This is a genomic window from Pyxidicoccus xibeiensis (genome assembly GCF_024198175.1).
In the GTDB taxonomy this organism is placed as follows: Bacteria; Myxococcota; Myxococcia; order Myxococcales; family Myxococcaceae; genus Myxococcus; species Myxococcus xibeiensis.
In genome coordinates this window covers 37,669-54,830 of sequence record NZ_JAJVKV010000007.1, presented here as the reverse complement: position 1 = coordinate 54,830, position 17,162 = coordinate 37,669, and the positions used below count along the sequence as shown (strand labels likewise).

Annotated in this window: 11 protein-coding genes; 3 read left to right on the top strand and 8 right to left on the bottom strand. The window is 72.4% G+C overall.

What is annotated here, in order from left to right; translation table 11 throughout:
• Positions 1-35: 35 nt before the first annotated feature.
• The 3 genes from LXT23_RS29525 to LXT23_RS29515 form a co-directional block, all read right to left on the bottom strand.
• Complete coding sequence (locus LXT23_RS29525; RefSeq protein WP_253983685.1) at positions 36-1,430, bottom strand: ammonium transporter; 1,395 nt, start codon at positions 1,428-1,430, stop codon at positions 36-38.
• Between the two features lie 111 nt (positions 1,431-1,541).
• The gene (locus tag LXT23_RS29520; protein WP_253983684.1) at positions 1,542-1,826 is read right to left on the bottom strand and encodes a hypothetical protein; all 285 of its coding nucleotides are present in this window, start codon (positions 1,824-1,826) and stop codon (positions 1,542-1,544) included.
• Between the two features lie 253 nt (positions 1,827-2,079).
• The gene (locus LXT23_RS29515) at positions 2,080-3,171 is read right to left on the bottom strand and encodes an excinuclease ABC subunit UvrC (protein WP_253983683.1); all 1,092 of its coding nucleotides are present in this window, start codon (positions 3,169-3,171) and stop codon (positions 2,080-2,082) included.
• A gap of 400 nt (positions 3,172-3,571) precedes the next feature.
• On the opposite strand from LXT23_RS29515, the gene LXT23_RS29510 reads away from it, so the two are divergent.
• Genes LXT23_RS29510 through LXT23_RS29500 form a run of 3 tightly spaced genes read left to right on the top strand, consistent with a single transcriptional unit; the run spans position 3,572 to position 8,513 of the window.
• Positions 3,572-4,705 carry an efflux RND transporter periplasmic adaptor subunit gene (locus LXT23_RS29510; RefSeq protein ID WP_253983682.1) on the top strand — a complete coding sequence of 378 codons (1,134 nt, stop codon included), beginning with the start codon at positions 3,572-3,574 and terminating at the stop codon, positions 4,703-4,705.
• A gap of 33 nt (positions 4,706-4,738) precedes the next feature.
• On the top strand, positions 4,739-7,849 hold the full coding sequence (locus LXT23_RS29505; RefSeq protein WP_253983681.1) for an efflux RND transporter permease subunit: 3,111 nt from the start codon (positions 4,739-4,741) through the stop codon (positions 7,847-7,849).
• A 7-nt stretch (positions 7,850-7,856) separates the two neighbouring features.
• Positions 7,857-8,513 carry a TetR/AcrR family transcriptional regulator gene (locus LXT23_RS29500; protein WP_253983680.1) on the top strand — a complete coding sequence of 219 codons (657 nt, stop codon included), beginning with the start codon at positions 7,857-7,859 and terminating at the stop codon, positions 8,511-8,513.
• Here the strand turns inward: LXT23_RS29500 and LXT23_RS29495 are convergent.
• From LXT23_RS29495 to LXT23_RS29475, 5 genes are all read right to left on the bottom strand, one after another.
• Entirely contained in the window at positions 8,497-8,856 is a 360-nt protein-coding gene (locus LXT23_RS29495) for a VOC family protein (RefSeq protein ID WP_253983679.1), read from the bottom strand. The genes LXT23_RS29500 and LXT23_RS29495 overlap by 17 nt on opposite strands.
• On the bottom strand, positions 8,853-9,464 hold the full coding sequence (gstA, locus tag LXT23_RS29490) for a glutathione transferase GstA (protein ID WP_253983678.1): 612 nt from the start codon (positions 9,462-9,464) through the stop codon (positions 8,853-8,855). The genes LXT23_RS29495 and gstA overlap by 4 nt, the downstream gene beginning before the upstream one ends.
• Before the next feature lie 89 nt (positions 9,465-9,553).
• The gene (locus LXT23_RS29485; protein WP_253983677.1) at positions 9,554-10,933 is read right to left on the bottom strand and encodes a sigma 54-interacting transcriptional regulator; all 1,380 of its coding nucleotides are present in this window, start codon (positions 10,931-10,933) and stop codon (positions 9,554-9,556) included.
• A 99-nt stretch (positions 10,934-11,032) separates the two neighbouring features.
• Positions 11,033-15,217 (bottom strand): bifunctional serine/threonine-protein kinase/formylglycine-generating enzyme family protein, encoded by a 4,185-nt coding sequence (locus tag LXT23_RS29480; RefSeq protein WP_323379097.1) that lies wholly within the window; start codon positions 15,215-15,217, stop codon positions 11,033-11,035.
• A gap of 71 nt (positions 15,218-15,288) precedes the next feature.
• Positions 15,289-16,788 (bottom strand): ADYC domain-containing protein, encoded by a 1,500-nt coding sequence (locus LXT23_RS29475; RefSeq protein WP_253983676.1) that lies wholly within the window; start codon positions 16,786-16,788, stop codon positions 15,289-15,291.
• Positions 16,789-17,162 lie beyond the last annotated feature (374 nt).

Sequence of the window (17,162 nt, the reverse complement as noted above, 5' to 3'; positions counted from 1 at the left end):
GCACGGGCGCCAGGCGTCGCTTCAGGATGCCGAGGTCAGGCGGGCAGCGGCACGGAAGCGCTTCCGGGCTCAGTCTCCGCGGTGGCCGCGCTCGCGACGGCAGCGGGCGCGGGAGCCGTCGCCGGTGCCACGTTCAGCTCACCCACCGTCTCGCCGTGCTGGCTCAGGTCCAGCCCCAGCTCCTCCTGCTCGTGGGTGACGCGCAGCGGGACGATGCGGTCCACCAGCTTGTAGAGCAGGTACGAGCCCACGAAGGAGAAGACCGACACCAGCCCCAGCGCCAACATGTGCATCAGGAAGGTGCGCGTCTCTCCGTAGATGAGGCCCACGTCCTTGGCCAGCACGCCCGTGAGCACCATGCCCACCACGCCGCCCAGGCCGTGGCAGGGGAACACGTCCAGCGTGTCGTCGATGGCCGTGCGGCTCTTGAAGTGCGCCGCCGCGTTGCTCACGAAGCTGGCCACCAGGCCCACCACGATGCTCTGCCCCACCGTGATGAAGCCCGCCGCCGGCGTCACCGCCACCAGGCCCACCACCGCGCCGATGCAGGCGCCCATCGCACTGGGCCTGCGGCCGCGCAGCCAGTCGAACGCCATCCACCCCAGCATCGCCGCCGCCGAGGCCGTGTTCGTCGTGGCGAACGCCAGCGTGGCCAGTGACGAGGCCGACAGCGCCGAGCCCGCGTTGAAGCCGAACCAGCCGAACCACAGCATGCCCGTGCCCAGCATCACGAAGGGGATGTTGGCCGGCGTGTGCGCCGCGTTCTCCAGGTGCACCTTGCGGCGCCCCAGCACCAGCGCGCCCGCCAGCGCCGCGAAGCCCGCCGACATGTGCACCACCGTGCCGCCCGCGAAGTCCAGCACCCCCCACTTGCGCAGGATGCCCTCCGGGTGCCACGTCGCGTGCGCCAGCGGCGCGTAGATGACCAGGGTGAAGAGCACCATGAACAGCACGTACGCCTTGAAGCGCACCCGCTCCGCGAACGCGCCGGTGATGAGCGCCGGGGTGATGATGGCGAACTTGAGCTGGAACAGCGCGAACAGCAGCAGGGGAATCGTGGGCGCCAGGTCCGGGTGCGTCTCACCGCCCACGCCGCTGAACATGAAGAAGGTGCGCGGGTCGCCAATCAACCCGTGGAAGCTGTCACCGAAAGCCAGGCTGAAGCCCACCACCACCCAGAGCAGGCTGATGACCGCCATGGCGATGAAGCTCTGCAGCAGCGTGGACACCACGTTCTTCAGCCGCACCATGCCGCCGTAGAAGAACGACAGGCCCGGCGTCATCAACAGCACCAGCGCCGTCGCCGTGAGGATCCACGCCGTGTCCGCCGTGTTGATGGGCCCGCCCTGCTTCACCTGCGCCGCCGGAGTCACCAGCAGACCCGCCACACCCACACCGACCAGAAGGGCCACCGCCAACCACTTCCTCATTGCGCCTCCACACGGAAGACTGACGCAATGCAGTATGAGTCGGTTGCCCTGAATTTTCAATGGCCTGGGCTAAGTCCGAGGCCATTTGGACTAATTTCGAAGGTTTCTGGCCTATTTGACCTGGACCTTGCCGTCCTTGATGTCCAGATCCTCACCGCCCCGGAGGACGACGGCGCCGGCGTCCGTCTGGACGGTGCAGGGGCCGGAGCCCTGGATGGTGACGGAGGCCGTCTGGCTGCGGCCGAAGGTGACGCGGGTCTTCACGCCACTGCACACGGCCGACCAGGTGTGGTCGCGCGAGTCGCGGTTGTAGTAGCGCACGGTGACGGCCGCGGAGGCCGCCGAGGATGCGAGCAGGGCGGCCACCAGGGCCATGGTCGAAAGCTGGGTCTTCATGTCTGCTTCCCCCCTCAGTAACGGAGTGGTTGTCGCCGCGCACACTGGAGCACGGGTGCGGTGAAGTCCACGCCCCACCCTGTCGGGTGGAGCCGTGCGGACGTGCCGGTATGGACAGTCATACGGTGTGTCCCTGACATGCAGACCCGCGACGTCCCCGCGCACGGACACCGGTTGTTCCGCTCGTACCGTCCACGCGTGAAGTTCTTCGGGAGCATACGAACGGCATGGCGGCACCCCGCCACGGTGGTGCTCAGGGCGTGGGCGTGGAGGCGTCCGGCGGTGTGAGCAGCTGGCTCGAGGGGAGGGTGCGCTCCAGCTCCTCGGGGTGCAGGCGGAACCAGCGGGCGATGAGCATCACCTCCTGGGCCTCGTGCGCGCGCAGGCCGAGCGTCTCCGGCTCGGGGCGCTCGAAGATGGCGCGCGCCCGGGCCTCCACGTGCGCGTGCTCCTCCTTGGTGCTCGGGGTGGGCAGCTCGTCCCGCACGCTGCCCCGGCGCACCACGTAGGTGCGGTCTTCCCCGCCGTGGCCGGGCACCGTGTACACGAAGGAGAGGCGCTTGAGCATCCGGCCCAGCTCCACAATCCAGCCGCGCATCTGCTCCAGCCGCTCGGCGCGGTCCCTCAGCTCGGCGGCGTACTCGAACTGGAGGCGGCGGGCGGCCAGGGCCATGCGCTCGCGCAGCAGCAGCAGCGGCGTGTCCGACGTGCCCTCCAGGAAGGCGCGCGCCTGGGTGACGCGCTCGTGGTACTCCGCATGCGTGCAGCCTCCGGCGCACGGCGCGAGGCAGCGTGACAGCTGGCCGCGCATGCACAGCGGCTCCTGCTTCAGCGGGAAGAGCTGGAACTGGTCCGCCAGCCGCATGGGCGTGTCCGCGGCGCAGTCGCGCAGCTCCAGCAGGTCGCTCACCGCGCGCACCACCTCGGACACGGCGCTCCGGCCGTGGAAGGGGCCGTAGTAGTCGCCGCTCTCTCCGTTGGCCCGGCCCACCACGCGCAGCCGGGGCACGGGCTCGCGCGTGAGGTGGATGAAGCAGTAGCCCCGGTCCCGCTTGTGCTCCACGTTGTAGAGGGGCCGCTGCGACTTGATGAGCCGGAACTCCTGGAGGAGCGCGGCGAACTCGCTGGCGGTGTATTCCCACTCGATACGGTGCGCGTGGGAGATGATCTCCGCCGCCTTGTCCCCCTCGTCCGCGCGGAAGTACGAGAGCAGCCGCGTGCGCACCCGCACGGACTTGCCCACGTAGAGCACCTCTCCCGAGGGCCCCAGCATGCGGTAGGTCCCGGGGCGGTTCTCGGCGTGCTCGCGGACGTGCGCGAGGATGGATTCGACGCGGGATTCCATGCGCTGCGGAAGGAGGGGAGGCGCCCAGCACCGAGCGCCGCCGGACCCCGCACCGTACACCGCGCGCCCGTGCTGGCGGAGGCCGTCTGGGCACGTCGCCGCGCCCGACGGGAGGGCGAGCGGCCATTCACATCGGCGATGCCACGGACCTGGCGCGGGTGGCGCGCAGGCGTGCGGCGCCGGGTCACGTCCCGGCTCCGGTGACTCCGATAGGAACGGGTCCGTGTCCCTTCAGGGCGGCAGGCAGGCCTCCCGCCGCGGTCGCCCGTGGGTCCGGTGGGTTTGTGAAGTTTTGTGAGGGTACTTGTCTGAGTGAGTTAACGACGTTAAGTGGAGGTCCATGGTTAACCACCGTGTCGCTGCCCCGAGCGGGCCGGGACGCGGGCAAGGAGTCGCCGTCATGGTGCGTGTCCCGTCGATGACCCTCTCCGCCGCCGTGCTGGGTGGCCTCGCCGTCCTGCTCGCTGGCCTGCTCTCGGCGGGCTGCTCGGGTCCGGCCTCCGCCGCCGCCACTCCCCCCGGAGAGGCCCTCGTTCGTGTGCGGCTGGCACCGGTCGTCACCGAGGAGGTGGCCCGCCCCGTGCGCGCCAGCGGGACGCTGGCCGGGAAGCAGGAGGTCCGGCTGTCCTTCAAGGTGGGCGGGGTGGTGCAGGGCGTGTCCGCCGACGAGGGGCAGAAGGTGAAGCGCGGGCAGGTGCTCGCCGCGCTGGACCTGTCGGAAATCGCTCCCCAGGTGGCCCAGGCGCGCGAGGCCCGGGAGAAGGCCGCGAGAGACCTGGCGCGCGCGAAGCAGCTCCACGCCGACCAGGTGGCCACGCTGGCGCAGCTCGAGGACGCCACCACCGGCTACGAGGTGGCGGACTCGGCATGGAAGGCGGCGGCCTTCAACCAGCGGCAGGCCACCATCCTCGCGCCATCCGACGGCCGCATCCTCAAGCGCATGGTGGAGCCGGGCGAGGTGGTGGCCCCGGGCCAGCCGCTCTTCCTCTTCGCCAGCACGCACGGCGGCTGGGTGGTGCGCGTGGGGCTGGCGGACCGGGACGTGGTGCGCGTGAAGGAAGGAGACGCGGCCGAGGTGACGCTCGACGCGTACCCGGGCCGCACCTTCCGCGCCCGCGTCAGCGAGGTGGCCAGCGCCGCCACGCCGGGCGTGGGCACCGCCGAGGTGGAGCTCGCCCTGGACATGGGCACGCTGCCCGCGGGCGAGGCGCCTCCGCGGCTGCTGTCGGGCCTGTCCGCCAAGGCCGTGGTGACGCCCTCCGAGCGGCAGGCGCTGCAGCTCATCCCGGTGGAGGCGCTGCTGGAGGGCGACGGCGAGGTCGCCAGCGTCTTCACCCTGGATGCGGACGGCCGCACCGCGCGGCGCAAGCGCGTCCGCCTGGCCTTCCTCTCCTCCACGGACGGGCGCGCGGCGCTGTCCGAGGGGCCGGGGAGCGGGGCTCGCGTCATCACCGACGGGGTGGCCTTCCTTCGCGACGGGCAGGCCGTGGCGGTGGTGGAGACGCCCGCCCAGGGGCCCACGACGCGCCGCTGAAGTGCTCCACCCCTTTCGCCCCCGAGCCCCGCCATGAAGCTCTCCTCCGCGGCCGTCAAGAATCCCCAGTTCACCCTCGTCGTGTTCGCCATGCTGGTGGCGCTCGGCATCTCCAGCGCGCTGTCCATTCCGCGCGCGGAGGACCCCGTCTTCCCCATGCCGGGCTTCACCCTCATCGCCGTCTACCCCGGCGCCAGTCCCAGGGACCTCGAGCAGCTCGTGGTGGACCCGCTGGAGGACGCCTTCGACGAGCTGGAGGACGTGAAGGAGGTGAGCAGCCAGATGGAGGACGGGCTCGCGCTCGTGAGCATCGAGTTCGACGCCGCCTCCGACCCGGACGACAAGTACTCGGAGGTGCTGCGGCAGGTGAACGCCACCCGGCCGAAGCTGCCCCCGGACCTGCTGCGGCTGGAGGTGGAGCGCTACAGCGCCGCCAACGTCAGCGTGGTGCAGCTTGCCCTGGTGGGCCCCAACGTCCCCGCGCGCGAGCTGGAGCGGCGGGCCGACGCGCTCTCCGAGCGCCTGTCCAACGTCACGGGCGTGAAGAAGGCCGAGGTCTTCGCGGTGCCCAAGCAGGAGGTGCGCGTGTCGCTCGACCTGGAGCGGCTGGCGCGCGTGGGCGTGCCGCTGTCGCAGGTGCTCCAGGGATTGGGCGGGGCCAACCTCAACGTGCCCGCGGGCAGCGTGGACGTGGGCACGCGGCGCTTCAACGTGCAGACGAGCAGCGAGTTCTCCTCGCTGGAGCAGGTGCGCGCCACGGTGGTGGGCGGCGGGCCGCAGGGTGTGGTGCGGCTGGGCGACGTGGCGGACGTGTCCTTCCGGGACCAGGACGCGGTGCACCTGGGCCGCTTCAACGGCGAGCGCGCGGCCTTCGTCAGCGTCACCCAGAAGGAGGGGCAGAATGTCTTCGCGGTGCGCGACGCGACGCTGGAGGCCGCGCGGGAGTGGGCGAAGCAGCTGCCTCCGGGGCTCCGGCTGGAGACGGGGTTCGACCAGTCCATTCAAGTCGGCCGGAGGCTGGGCGGCTTCGCCATGGACTTCGCGCTGGCGCTGGCCCTGGTGCTGCTGACGCTGCTGCCGCTCGGGTTCCGCGCCAGCCTCATCGTCATGGTGTCCATCCCCCTGTCCCTGGCGCTGGGCCTGGCGGCGCTGGACTTCGCCGGGTACTCGCTCAACCAGCTCTCCATCGTCGGCTTCGTGATTGCCCTGGGCCTGCTGGTGGATGACAGCATCGTCGTGGTGGAGAACGTCGCCCGCTTCCTGCGCCAGGGCATGAGCCGCGTGCGCGCGGCAATCGAGGGCACGTCCCAGATTGGCCTCGCGGTGCTGGGCTGCACCGCCACGCTGGTGCTGGCCTTCGTGCCGCTCATCTTCCTGCCGGGCACGTCCGGGCAGTTCATCCGCAGCCTGCCCATGGCGGTGGTGTTCACCATCCTCGCGTCGCTGCTGGTGTCGCTCACCGTGATTCCGCTGCTGGCCAGCCTCTTCCTCAAGGAAGAGGGCCACCCGGAGGGCAACCGCGTGCTGCGCGCCTTCCACCACTTCATCGAGCGCAGCTACCGCCCCGTGCTGCACCGCGCGCTGGCCCACCCGGTGCTGACGCTGGGCGTGGCCGTGGCGCTCTTCGTGGGCAGCCTGGCGCTGGTGCCGGTGGTGGGCTTCAGCCTCTTCCCCAAGGCGGGCACGCCCATGTTCCACGTGCTGGTGGAGACGCCGGACGGCACCAGCCTGGCGGAGACGGACCGGGCGGTGCGCTTCGTGGAAGACGCCCTGCGCCGGCGCCCCGAGGTGTCCAGCGTGTCCGCCAACACGGGCAAGGGCCACCCGTCCGTCTACTACAACGTGTCGCCCGGCGCGGAGCGGCCCAACATCGGCGAGGTCTTCGCCCAGCTGCATGCGTACGACCCGGACACCACGCCCGCGCTGCTGGACGGGCTGCGCGCGGAGCTGGACGCGTACCCGGGCGCGCGCATCGAGGTGCTCGAGTTCGAGCAGGGGCCGCCCATCGACGCGCCGGTGGCCGTGCGGCTGGTGGGGCCGGAGCTGGACACGCTGCGCGCGCTCGCGGTGGACGTGCAGAAGCTGCTGGAGACGACGCCGGGAACCCTCTACGTGAAGAACCCCGTGCAGACGCGGCGCACGGACCTGGAGGTGGAGGTGGACCGCGAGAAGGCGGGCCTGCTGGGCGTGCCCGCGGCGGAGGTGGCTCGCACCGTGCGCTTCGGCCTGGCGGGGCTGCCCGCGGGGACGTTCCGCGACTCGGACGGAGAGGACCACCCCATCCTCGTCCGGCTGCCGCTGGAGTCCGGCAGGTGGCCCTCCCTGGACGCGCTGGAGCGGCTGCACGTCGCGGGCGTCAGCGGCAACCTGGTGCCCCTGGGACAGGTGGCCCAGGTGCGGCTGGAGGCCAGCCCCAGCCGCATCACCCACAAGGAGGGCGAGCGCGCCGTCACCGTCACCGCCAGCGTGGCCACCGGCTACAACACCGACAACGTCACGCAGCAGGTCATGGGGCGGCTGGAGAAGGAGCTGAAGCTGCCCGCGGGCTACCGCTGGGAGGCCGCGGGCGAGCTGGAGAGCCGGAAGGAGAGCTTCAGCGGCGTGTCCTCGGCGGCCATCATCGCGGCGTTCGGCGTGCTCGCCGTGCTGGTGCTGGAGTTCCGCACCTTCAAGAGCACCGCCATCGTGGCGTCGGTCATTCCCCTGGGGCTGGTGGGCGGCATCGCCGCGCTGTTCTTCACCGGCAACACGCTGTCCTTCACCGCCTCCATCGGCTTCATCGCCCTGGTGGGTATCGAGGTGAAGAACAGCATCCTGCTGGTGGACTTCACCAACCAGCTCCGCGCGCGGGGCGTGGGGCTGGACGCGGCCATCGAGCAGGCGGGCGAGACGCGCTTCCTCCCCATCCTGCTCACCACGCTGACGGCCCTGGGCGGCCTGCTGCCGCTGGCGCTGGAGAACAGCAGCCTCTACTCACCGCTGGCGTGGGTCATCATCGGCGGGCTCATCTCGTCCACCCTCCTCACGCGGGTGGTGACGCCGGTGGTCTACAAGCTGCTGGCGCCGGAGGTGGAGCGGGAAGGGGTGTCGGAGGCGGACACCGCACCGCCCGCCATCCCCGAGGCGGCCGGGGGCGTGGCATAAGGCGGACATGGGCATCAAGGAGCGGCGAGAGCGGGAGAAGCAGGCGACGCGGCAGCTCATCCTGGACGCCGCGCGCGAGCTCTTCGTCAACGAGGGCTACGAGGCGGTGACCATGCGGCGCGTGGCCGAGAAGATTGAGTACAGCGCCACCGCCATCTACGTGCACTTCAAGGACAAGGCCGCGCTCATCCGCGAGCTGTGCGCGCATGACTTCCTGCGCTTCGCCGAGACGCTCAACAAGGTCGCCCGCGTGCAGGACCCGATGGAGCGGCTGCGCAAGCTGGGCCGGGCCTACATCGCCTTCGCCCAGGAGCACCCCACCACCTACCGGCTGCTCTTCATGCAGCGCCACCCGCCGGACTTCGAGGACGCGGACCACGGCGGCATCCAGCAGGGCAACCCGGAGCAGGACGCGTACGCCTTCCTCCACAAGATGGTGAAGGAGGCGAAGGACGCGGGCTGCTTCAAGCCCGAGCACCAGGACGTGGACCTGGTGAGCCAGCTGCTGTGGGGCGGCCTGCACGGCCTGGTGTCGCTCCACGTGGTGATGAAGGACGACAACTGGCTCACCCTGCGGCCGCTGGGAAAGTCCGCCGAGGTGATGCTGGACCTGCTGCTGGGGGGCCTGTCGCGGCCCCCCAGTGGGACTACGCGGGCTCGATGAAGTTGAGCCGGTAGCCGTCCGGGTCGGTGACGATGACCTCCCGGGTGTGCCAGGGCTGCACGACGGGCCCCTCCACGGAGGCCCCCTGCGCCTGGGCGCGCAGCAGCAGCTCGTCCAGCCCGCTGGGGCCCTCGGTGCGGAAGCCCACCAGCACGCCCAGCCCCCGCCGCCCCTCCAGCTTCAGCATGGCCGGAGGGGTGACGAGGTAGACGTCCACCGCCTCCGCCCACTTGAGCTGGATGAAGGGCGGCTCGGAGGCCACGCGCTCGAAGCCGAGCGCCTCGTAGAACGCCACCGAGCGGGTGGCGTCCGAGACGAGCAGCTTGACGAACGCCGCTGTCACTTCGCCAGGCCTTCGGCCTTCAGCGCTGCCTGCACGGCGGGACGCTCGGCCACGCGCGCCTGGAAGGCACGCAGCGCGGGGAAGGACTCCAGGCTCACCTTCACGTGGCCCGCCCAGTTCGTCACGGTGAAGAGGTACGCGTCCGCCACGGTGAACTGCTCACCCATGAGGAAGGGGCCCTTCGCCGCGAGCCGGTCCTCGATGAGCTTGTAGCGCTGCGCGAGCCGCTCACGGTAGATGGCCTTCCCCTCCTCGGGGAACGCGGGGTTGAACAGCGGGCTGTAGCTCTTGTGGAGCTCGGTGGAGAGGAAGTTGAGCATCTCCTGGAGGCGGTAGCGCTCCATGGTGCCGTGGGCCGGGGCCAGCTTCTTGTCGGGAACCTTGTCCGCGATGAACTGGACGATGGCGGGGCCCTCGGTGAGCAGCGAGCCGTCGTCGAGCACGAGGGCGGGGACATAGCCCTTGGGGTTGATACCCAGGAAGTCCTCGCCGCCCGCCGTCTTCTTCGCTCGGATGTCGACCTTCTCGGTCGTGAAGTCCAGGCCCGCCTCACGCAAGACGATGTGCGGCGACAGCGAACAGGCACCCGGGGAGATGAAGAGCTTCATGTGTGTGTAGGCCTCACTATTGGCGTGGAACGGCGCGGAGTTCTGCATCAGTTCCAGCCGCCGCGCCATGGAAACGCAGCGTGGGCCCGTCAGCTCTTCCGGTAGGTGTCCGGGTCGATGCCCAGGCGCTCCGCCCAGCGGTACACCTGCCGGCGGTCCTTGCCGAAGAAGTCCGCCACCTGCGCCATGTTGCCCTCCAGGCGGGTGAGCACGGTGTGCAGCTCGTCCCGGCTGGGAGGGCGGTCTCTGGGCACCAGCACCTCCAGCGGCATGGGCGTGGTGCCTGCGGCGGCCGCCGGGGTGGGGAAGGTCCGGTCCCGGAGTCGCTCCACCAGGGAGGGCGGGAGGTGCTCGCGGCGCAGCGGGCCGCCGCCGGCACGCACCGCGGCGGCCGTCAGCACCTGCTCCAGCTCCCGCACGTTGTGGGGCCAGTCGTGCAGCAGCAGGGCCTCGGCGGCGTCGGCGGAGAGGGTGGGGGGCTGGGGGGCGCGCGCGAGGAAGCGGCGGCCCAGGGCGAGCACGTCCTCCTTGCGCTCGCGCAGCGCGGGGATGCGCACCATCCACCCGGACAGGCGGGCCAGCAGGTCGTCGCGGAAGCGGCCCTCCGCCACCATGCGGGCGAGGTCGCGGTGGGTGGCGGCGACGACTCGCACGTCGGCGTGGACCGGCGCGGTGGCGCCCACCGGGCGGACCTCGCCCCGCGACAGCGCGCGGAGCAGCTTGGGCTGCAGCTCCAGGGGCAGCTCGCCCACCTCGTCCAGGAAGAGGGTGCCGCCGTCGGCCGCGACGAAGAGGCCGTCCGAGCGCCGCTGCGCGCCGGTGAAGGCTCCCGCCGTGTGGCCGAAGAGCTCGCTCTCCGCGAGCTGCGGGGAGATGGCGGCGCAGTTGAGGGGGACGAAGGAGCCGGTGCGCCCGCTGCGGCGGTGCAGCTCCTCGGCGACCAGCTCCTTGCCCACGCCCGTCTCGCCCAGCACCAGCACCGGCATGGGCTGCGGGGCCACCAGCGCCAGCTCCGCGCGCACCCGGCCCAGGCCCAGGCTGGGGCCGGGCAGGCCCTGGGACTCGGGCTCCAGCGGGGCGTAGGCGGGCAGCAGCACGTCCTCGTAGAGCAGCAGCGACGCGCCCACGCGCACCACGGCGCCGGGCGGGAGTGGCTGGCGCCCCTGCACCCGCCGCCCGTCGAGGAAGGTGCCGTTGCGGCTGCCCGCGTCCTCCAGGGCGTAGCTCCGCGTGTCGGCGTCCCACACCACGCGGGCGTGGGCGCGGCTCACCTCGCCGTCGGGCAACGCCAGCGGGCCTTCCACCGCGCCACCGCCGGCCCGGCCCACGAGGTACGGGCCTTCCCCATCCAGCACCTGGAGCGCGCCCCGGCCCTCACCGTGCACCACGAGGAGGCGCCGCACCCGCATGGTGCCGGCCACGTCCTCCGCCCCGCCCGTCAACGTCCTCTGGTCGCTGCCGCTGCTCATGCCGGCCCCCGGCTGCCTGACAGTGAGCCCCTGTGTCTATCACGGGGACGTGACGTCCCAGGCGGGGCACGATTCGGATGGGCTGAGTCCTTGGGCGCCTCACCGCGCGGGAGCGCACAGGCGCACGCCGAGCAGCGGGTCCCTGTGGCTGGCCTCGCTGAACTCGCGGTTGGGCACCAGGGCGGACAGCGTGCCGAAGTACCAGCAGCCGCCCCGGTTCACCGGCTCCGGCGCCGGGCCCGCGGAGACAGTCCACTCCCACACGTTGCCGGACAAATCATGCACGCCGAAGGGACTGGCGGAGGCCGGGTGGCTGCCCACCGCGTCCGGGCCGAAGCCTCCCGGCTGCCGGCCGTAGGTGACGTCGTGGTTGATGTCGTCCGGGGCGAGCACGTCCCCGTGCGGATACAGGCGCGCGTCGGCACCTCGCGCGGCGCGCTCCCACTCGAAGTCCGAGCAGGGCCGCGCGCCCGGCACCCGGCCGGTGGCGTCCAGCCAGGCGGCATAGGCACGCACGTCCTCCAGCGAGACGCCGGACACGGGGAAGCGGCGCCAGTCCTGCTCCGCGCGCGTGGCCCGGGCGGTGTAGCGCACCGGCTCGCCCTCGGCCGCCACGTAGCGCGCGGTGGAGGGTGAGAGGGTGAGCCGCCAGCGTCCGTCGCGCCCGCGCTCCAGCGCCACGCCGTTGAGGAGCTGCTGGAGCCTCGGCGCCCGGCGCCCGGCCTCGTCCGGGGGCAGGGCCTCCAGGAAGGCCAGCCACTCGCCGAAGGTCGTCTCGTGGCGCGCGATGAGGTACGCGTCCGTCCACACCGGCCGCAGGGGCCAGGCGTGCAGGAAGTAGCGGCGCAGTCCTTCGTCCCCGGCGTGTCCGGACAAGAACTTCCCGGGTGGAATGTAGACGAAGCCCTCCGGCACGGCGTCCGCTCCGGGCAGCGTCAGGGACACCTGTTCGACGCTCTCTGCTTCCAGCAGCAGGGGCAGCCGCACCGGTGCGTGGCCCTCGGCTTCCAGTACCAGCACCACGGAGCCGGGGGCGATGGCCACCTTCGTCAGCGGGGTGCGCCCCAGCTCGCCCTCTTCGCGCGCTTCCTTGCGGCCATTCACGTCCACGAAGCGCAGCAGCCGCACCCGTGCGCCCGCGGGGGTGGAGACGACGTCCACGCGTGCGGGGGCTTCCAGCCGCGCGCGGTGACGGCCGTCCGCGTCCAGTTCCTCCAGTGTGGTCCGGAGCGGCGGGGCTTCCGAGGGACGGTGCGTGGCGAGGACGAAGCGCAGGCGCTCCCGCGTCAGTACGGCGAGCTGTTCTCTCGCGGCCGCGTCCTCCGGGGCCACCTCGCGCACGCGCTCCAGGGCTCGCGAGGCCTGGGCTCCGGCCGCATCCGCGTCGGCCACCTTCGTCAGCGCGGTGGCCCAGAGGGCCTCGCCTTCCTGTTCCTCGAAGGCATCGAAGCGGGCGAAGGCGGCCTGGCGCGCGGCCAGGGCCTCGGCGCGACGGGCCGCGGACTCGGCCACGGCCTTCTCCGCCACACCGTGCAGCACGGCCAGCGAGTGCGCCCGGTCGTAGCGCGCCTTGCCCCAGGGCAGCAGGGCGACGAGCAGCAGCGCCACGGCGCCGGCTCCCAGGGCCCAACGGGTCCGCAGGCGCTGGCGGCGGGCGGCGAGCGAGGCCTGGAGGAAGGACGCTTCTCTTTCTCCGAGGCGCTCGCGGGGCAGGTGCTCCGCCTCCGTCAGGGCACGCGCGCCCCAGAGGGCCTCGGTGGGACGGCCGAGTCGCTCCCACTCCGCTGCGGCGCGCTCCAGGCGGGACACGGCGAGCCGGAGCTCGGCGTCACCCTCGCGCCAGTCTCGCAGCGTGTCCCAGCCGCGCAGCAGCGCTTCGTGGGCCAGGGAGTAGGCGCCGCCCGCCTCCGCGTCCAGCGCGGTGACGAGCCGCCCGTGCACCAGGGCCTCCAGGGCGGTGCGGGTCGCCGGCTCGTGGGTGCCCAGTGCTTCGGCGGTGCGGGGCGCGCGCGTGCCTTCCGGGGTGATGAGGGACAGCAGCACCCGGCGCGCGGCCACTCGCTGCCCAGGGGTGAGCGAGGCCAGCACCGCGTCGGCATGCCGGGCCAGCGCGCCCTCCACTCCGCCCATGTCGCTCAGCGCCGAGGCCGTGAGGAGCCGCCGGCTCGAGTCCCTTCGCTCCCACAGCTGCGCCAGGGTGAACTGGAGCAGCGGCAGCGTGCCCTCGCCTCGTAGCGCCGGGGCGACGAGCGCCTCCACCAGCGCTTCCGATTCGAAGGCGTGGCCCTGTGCGCGCGCCGGGCCTTCGATGGCTTCTCGCACGCCGGCTGCGGACAGCGGGGGCAGCGGGAAGAGGGCGCGACCGGCTGCCTCGCCCAGCCCGGGCAGGGTGAGGGCCTGGCCCAGGAAGTCACTGCGCACCGTGGCCAGCAGGCGCACGCCGGGCGCGTCCAGGCAGAGCGCGGCGAGCGCCCGTGCCATGGCGTGGGCCTCGGCGGCGGGGGCGAGCGTGAAGAGCTCCTCCAGCGGGTCCACGCACACCAGCGCGCCCGTGGGCCGCGTCCTGGCACGCAGCGCCCGGGCGATGGCTTCCGGTGCGTCGCGCAGCCCGTCCTCCAGCTCCGTCTCCGGCAGGCCCAGCACCGGTGCGAGCGCGGCGGCGAGCGCGGCCAGCGGCGTGCGCCCCGGTGACAGCGTCACCGTCGTCGGGACAGGCCCCAGGGCCCCGGTGGCGAGCGCGGGCAGCACTCCGGCGCGGCACAGCGAGGACTTGCCCACGCCCGAGGCGGCGGCCACCAGGACGAAGGGCTCCGCGCGCAGCCGGTCCAGCACCGCGCGCACCTCCGGGCCCCGGCCGAAGAAGAGGCCGCGGTGCTCGGCCTCGAAGGGCAGCAGGCCCCGGTAGGGATTGCCCGCGGGCAGCACCTCGGGGCTCGGGCGCCAGGCCAGGGCCTCCAGCGCTTCTCGCAGGGCATCTCCGTTCGGGAAGCGACGGGAGGCGTCCCGGTGGAGGCAGCGGTCCACCACCTCGGCCAGCCGAGGGTCCACGCCGGGAGCGCGCGAGGCGAGCGGCGGGGCGTCCTCGCGCTGGAGCCGCATGGGCAGCTCCGCCAGCGAGGACTCGGCGAAGGGGACCTCGCCGGAGGCCAGCTCGTAGAGGATGGCGCCCAGGCCGTACACGTCCGTGCGCGGCGTGGCGGGCTCTCCGCGCCATGCTTCCGGCGCCATGTAGAGCGGCGTGCCGAGCACCGCGCCCACCCGGGTGCGTGAGCTGTCGGTGACGCTGGTGGTGGAGTCCTGGCCCGTGGCCACGCGCGGGCGGGCCTCGGAGTGAAGCGTCTCGCTGGAAGGAGGCGGGGAGGCGGGTGCGGCGGTGGCCTCCAGCGGGCGTGCTTCGGACGGGAGTGTCTCTCCGCCGAGGGGCGGGGTGGGGTGCGTGGAGAACGGGGCCGGGACGGTGGGCACGGTGTCGGGCGCATGCGCTTCACCTGGCACAGACGCCGTGTCGAGCCTGGGCGCTTCAGCTGGCACGGACCCATCGACAGGCACCTGCGCTTCATGTGGCAGGGATGCTGCGCGGAGCCCCGAGGCTTCACCTGGCACTGACACGGCGGTGGGCTCGCGCGCTTCACCTTGCAGGGATGCGATGCCGAACGCGTGCGCTCCACTTGCTCCGGATGCGGCGGCGGACGTGAGTGCCTGCGCGTGCGCACCGTCGCGAATGGGCGGGATGGCCTGCACGGACGCCGCGCCCTGTACGGGCACCGGCGGCCCGTCGAGCAGCTTGGCCAACCCGAAGTCGAGCAGCTTGACGGTGCCGTCCTCGGTGAGCAGTGCATTGGCGGGCTTCAGGTCCCGGTGCAGCACTCCGCGCCGGTGCGCCGCGGCCAGCCCTCGCGCCAGGCCGATGCCCAGCTCGAGGACGCGCTCGGAGGGCAGCGGGCGCGGCAGCGTGTGGAGCGGCTCGCCGCGCAGGTACTCCGAGACGAGATATGGCCGCCCTTCCACCGTACCCGCGCGGAACAGCGCGACGACGTTGAGGTGCTGGAGCCTCGCCACCGCCCGGGCTTCGGTGAGGAAGCGCTCCCGTGCCTCGGGCGACGGCTGCGCGGCGGCGATGAACTTCACCGCCACCGGCCGTCCGAGCAGCGTGTCCTCGGCCAGCCACACCCGCCCCATGGAGCCCTGACCCAGCGGGCGCACCAGCCGGTACTCGTCGAAGGTCTCCGGCGGGAGCCAGGTGTCGTCCGGAGGCGGCGGGTGGGCTGAAGCGGGGTCCATCATCGGGAGCGCCCCGGGAGTGGACCCCTTTTCCGTTCCCGCCGCCAGTCCCCACCCCCCGCGGCAGAGGCGCGCTACCGCCGCGTGCCGGGGAAGAGGTTCAGCGCGGACTCGTTGAAGAGGGGCGTCCACGCCTCCTTCTCCAGCGCCTGCTCCATGCTGTCGCAGTAGCGGGGGACACGCTGGACGCCGCCGTCGGGCTGCTGGATGTTGTCGAAGAGGGTGGGGCAGCCCTCGTAGAAGACGTCAGTCGGCGCGTGCGACCAGCGCACGTGGTTCAGGCAGATGGCGCCCCAGGGCATCCAGCCCGACTCGAAGGAGTGGCCGCTGCGAGGGGTGTCGCGCGTCTGGATGTCCGCGGTGTCCCAGAGGTTGACGGGGGTGTCGTTCACCGTCCAGCTCCTGCCGTCGCCGCAGTAGTCCGCGCGAGCCATGCGGGTGCAGGTCTGGTGGAGCATCGCCGCGGACATGCCGCTTCCCTGCGCCGAGCGCTCATCCCAGGGCCGGTAGCCCCAGCGGTAGCACTTGGCGATGACACCCCTGCCGCACGAGAAGGTGAAGAACCCCGGGTCCTCCTGTCGCGCGCCGCTGGTGTCCCACCAGCCCGTGACGGGGAGCGCCGTGGGCAGCCCCTGCCCCGTGTCGGCATGGTCCACGTCGGGGCCGCACAGCAGCGCGAGCTGACCGTCGGCCCGCTCCTCCGCCACCACGTAGCGGTGGGTGACGCCCCCGCCGTAGCGGCCGGTGTGGACGTAGTCCGGGCCCAGCTCGTCATGCACCTGCAGGATGCGCATGGGGATGACCTGCCCATCGGTGGTGAGGGCCTGCACCCGAGCGTCCTTCAGCTCCGCGCCCTGCTGGATGGCGTTGAAGTGCGGGTACTCGGAGGCGCCCTCGGCCACCGGCACGGCCGTCAGTGGCGAGGTGCTCGAGTACGCGCCCACCAGCACGGAGAAGGTCCCCGACGCCGGGCACTGGAAGGTCGCGTGCGCGGCCAGGGTGCCGCAGCTGTCGTCGTTGGAGGCCAGCTTCGACGTGGAGGTGTGCTCGCAGGGCGCGAAGCCCGAGCACACGCGCAGCACCGTGTCCTCGGCGCCCGGCTGCTCGCAGGGGCCCGTGGAGACGGTGACGCTCGTCCCCGGGGTACACCGGCCCACGCCTCCGGACTTCCACCCGCAGCCGCGCGCCTCGCCGTAGCTCTGCCCGAAGCAGGTGAGGAGGCTTGCCGTGACGCCCTGCTGCACGCTGCGACGCACCTGGAGCGAGCCCTGGTGGACAGCGCCCGTGTCCACGACGGAGCCCCGGCCCGCGGCGAGGCTGCGCAGCGAGAAGCCCTTGAGGGTCGGCCCCGCGTCGTTCTGCTCGTAGCTCGCGTGCAGGAAGGCGCTGCGCTGCTCGCCCTGGCGCTCGTAGCCCTGCGCGCTCACGGTGCCTCCGTCTCGAGAGGCCTCGAGGCCCGTCTCGTCGGGGAGGGCTCCCGGCTCGTCAGCGACTCCACCACACGCGCACGCGGCCAGGGCCACCAGCAGTGCCCAGCCACGCCACGGACCCTGCATGGACTCACCAGGACTCATGATGCTCCTCGGGGTGACGCCAGCCACCGATGCCGGCGTCGGAAGGAATAGATGTGGGCCCGTTGTGCAGATCCAGGGCCAGCGGGGCTGGAGGGACCCGGGCACTCGGGCCCATGCAGGTATGGCGCATGGGTGTGACATGGCGTCACGGGGCTCGGGCCCACGCGTCCCGCTCTGCCGGGTGCCAGGTCACATGTAGGCGCGCTCCCTGTCACACCTCCGGCGGGCGCTGCCTGGCTGCTCTCCCAGCGTCACGGAACCGCGTGCGACCCCGGGGTCACTCCCGCCCGGGTGACCTGGAGACAGTGCGGGTGATAGGTGTTGAGGACGGTCGGCGCCGGCACGGGGAGCCCGCCTGACCTCATCACCCCCCA